This is a genomic window from Candidatus Obscuribacterales bacterium (genome assembly GCA_036703605.1).
In the GTDB taxonomy this organism is placed as follows: domain Bacteria; phylum Cyanobacteriota; class Cyanobacteriia; order RECH01; family RECH01; genus RECH01.
The window spans coordinates 1-2452 of the sequence record DATNRH010000792.1; the positions used below are offsets into that span (position 1 = coordinate 1).

Sequence of the window (2452 nt, forward strand, 5' to 3'; positions counted from 1 at the left end):
ATTCCATTGCCTTTGATGACGATGGACAGCAGCGATCGCGAGGAGACCTTGATGATCAGCAACTCCAATGGCTGGAGACGACCCTTGCCCAGACCCACGATGAGCTGGTGATGGTGATGATTCATCACAATGTGGTAGAGCATTTACCCGGCCAGCGCCATCATGTGTTGGGACAACGCTACATGCTGGATCATGCGCCCCGTCTCCAAGAAATCTTGCGGGCAGCAGGGGTGCAACTGGTGTTCACCGGGCATCTGCATGTCCAGGATATTGCTCAGCAGGATGGTTTGTACGACATCACCACCGGCTCCTTGGTCAGCTATCCCCATCCCTACCGTATTCTGGAACTGCAGCAAGAGACGCAGGGCTACAGGCTACATATCCGGTCGCACACAGTGCAAGCCGTTCCCGGCTATCCCAATTTGCAGCAGATGTCACGGGAATGGATGGGCGATCGCGCCTTTTCGTTCATGATGAAGCTGCTCACCCATCCCCCGTTGAACCTGCCGGTCAACCAAGCCCAAGCCCTCGCCCCTCACCTGCGCTATTTCTGGGCAGATATTGCCCAAGGGGATGCTCATATCCAACTTTCGATGTTGGAAGAGCCCTTGCGCCAGCATTTTGAGCAGTTTAGTGCGCTGGATGCCCATGGCAACTACACCCCCATCGATAACCATACGACCCTACGGATTCAAAAGCGTTTAGCCTCGGCGATGGGTCATTAGCCTGAGGCAATGACATCTGTAACGGCTCTGAATGCTTCTGTATAGGTATTTGCCTCTGTCCATGACGCTCCAGTTTGAATGGAAATCTCCGTAGAATCTCCCTTAAATCTTCATCAGAGTTTTATGGTGTCTCAGCATATTGCACAGCATCTCTCTCATAGAGTTGTGTATAATTTGAGTCATGGGTATATTTCACGACTATCGACTGCATAGCTTCAGTAAAATTCATGATGTGATATGAGCCGGTTGCCCCCATGTGCTATCTACAGACAAGTTGCAATGACCAAGACTCTTCACATAGTTCTGTGGTACATCGTTCTTCTGCAGGTAGCTGTCTTTTAGACATCCGGATCACGCCATAGTTCAACACACAAGTTGGGTGACATCAGCGATCGCGTCCATATAGGGTATCTACCCATCAGTCATTAGCTTCATTGACGTTCGCCGGCATGTCTTAGCCTGCCTGCCCCTCAGATATCAGCGACGAGATTCTTATCAGGGTTTGACCGTTGCTCCTGTTGGATGACTAACGCACTGAATTTCTATGCATTCTACCGCCTTATTAAGCCGCTCCAATCCGTTTTGCCCTAGGGCTTCACTCAGATAAACTAACATCGAGATGTTGATATCAGAGCTTTTGCGGAGCTAGGTTTTTTGCTGGATTCAAAATATCCGTAGTCTATCGCTTTCCTACTGATGGAGAGGTCGGTATAGTCATGGGTATCCCAGTATGAAGAAATATCAGGTCATAGATTAGACATGTGATCTGCCTATGGCTCCGTTATTCTACGGTCTCTCTAAGCCCGAGGGCGATCGCTGCTCGTGGTTTCTGAGGCAGCACTGCTAGGGTAACTGTTGTGCTGGCTCTCAACTCTAGAGGATCAGTCTAGAGGAGCTGTTGCTAAGCAAATCGCTGTTGATTCCCGGCTCTCTCTAATCATCTTGATTAGGGGGCGGCTTTGGATGGGGCGATCGCTGATAATGCCAATGAATCTTACTCGTCTATCTATCGATTCATCTTGTTCTGATTCTGTTCCTGAATACTTTCCTGAATACTTTCCTGAATTGTTTACACCGTCACAACTACTAGGTTTTAAGATGTCTACCCGTCAAGTTTTAGTTCCCACAACTCGGATTTTGAGCGCTACAAGCACCACGGATATCCTCTGCTGGGTTAACCAGAGCTTAGACAACGGCGCTACCGAACTCCTGCTTGATCTCCGTAACGTTATGTTCATGGATAGCAGTGGCTTAGGTACGTTAGTTGTTGCCTTAACGAGGGTGCAAGCGATGGGGGGTACCTTCGCCCTATGTTCTTTGGGTGGGCAGGCCCGCATGTTGCTGGAAGAAACCGATACAGAACAGATGTTTACGATCTATAGCGATCGCCAAATGTTTGAACAACGTCTAGCCGCCGCCTAGCGGGGGTGCATCAAGCTGCTGTGGTGCTGTTCTAAACGGGTTTAGCGATCGCTAAACCCGTAGATGATGGATCGTGCCGTTGCGATCTGTTCCTTTAACCAGCCTAGGATCTATGAAGAGTCTGATGATCTCCGTCGAACTTACAGGTAGGACTTGATGTTGATCTGGAAGCGATTTTCTTGGAAGCGATCCTATGGCTGAGATTCACTATCTTGGTGTAATCTTTCACAACAGCTTGATGCTTAACAATCATCTGTGTTGACAGAGCCATCGGGTAATGTCGCGCCACAGAGATCGGTATTAGA

General features: G+C 49.1%; 2 protein-coding genes. Both read left to right on the top strand.

The window, feature by feature from the left end; genetic code table 11:
- Positions 1-725: hypothetical protein (locus tag V6D20_16445; protein ID HEY9817370.1), on the top strand; the 725-nt coding region annotated here is incomplete at its 5' end.
- Between the two features lie 1098 nt (positions 726-1823).
- Positions 1824-2147 (top strand): STAS domain-containing protein, encoded by a 324-nt coding sequence (locus V6D20_16450; protein ID HEY9817371.1) that lies wholly within the window; start codon positions 1824-1826, stop codon positions 2145-2147.
- Positions 2148-2452 lie beyond the last annotated feature (305 nt).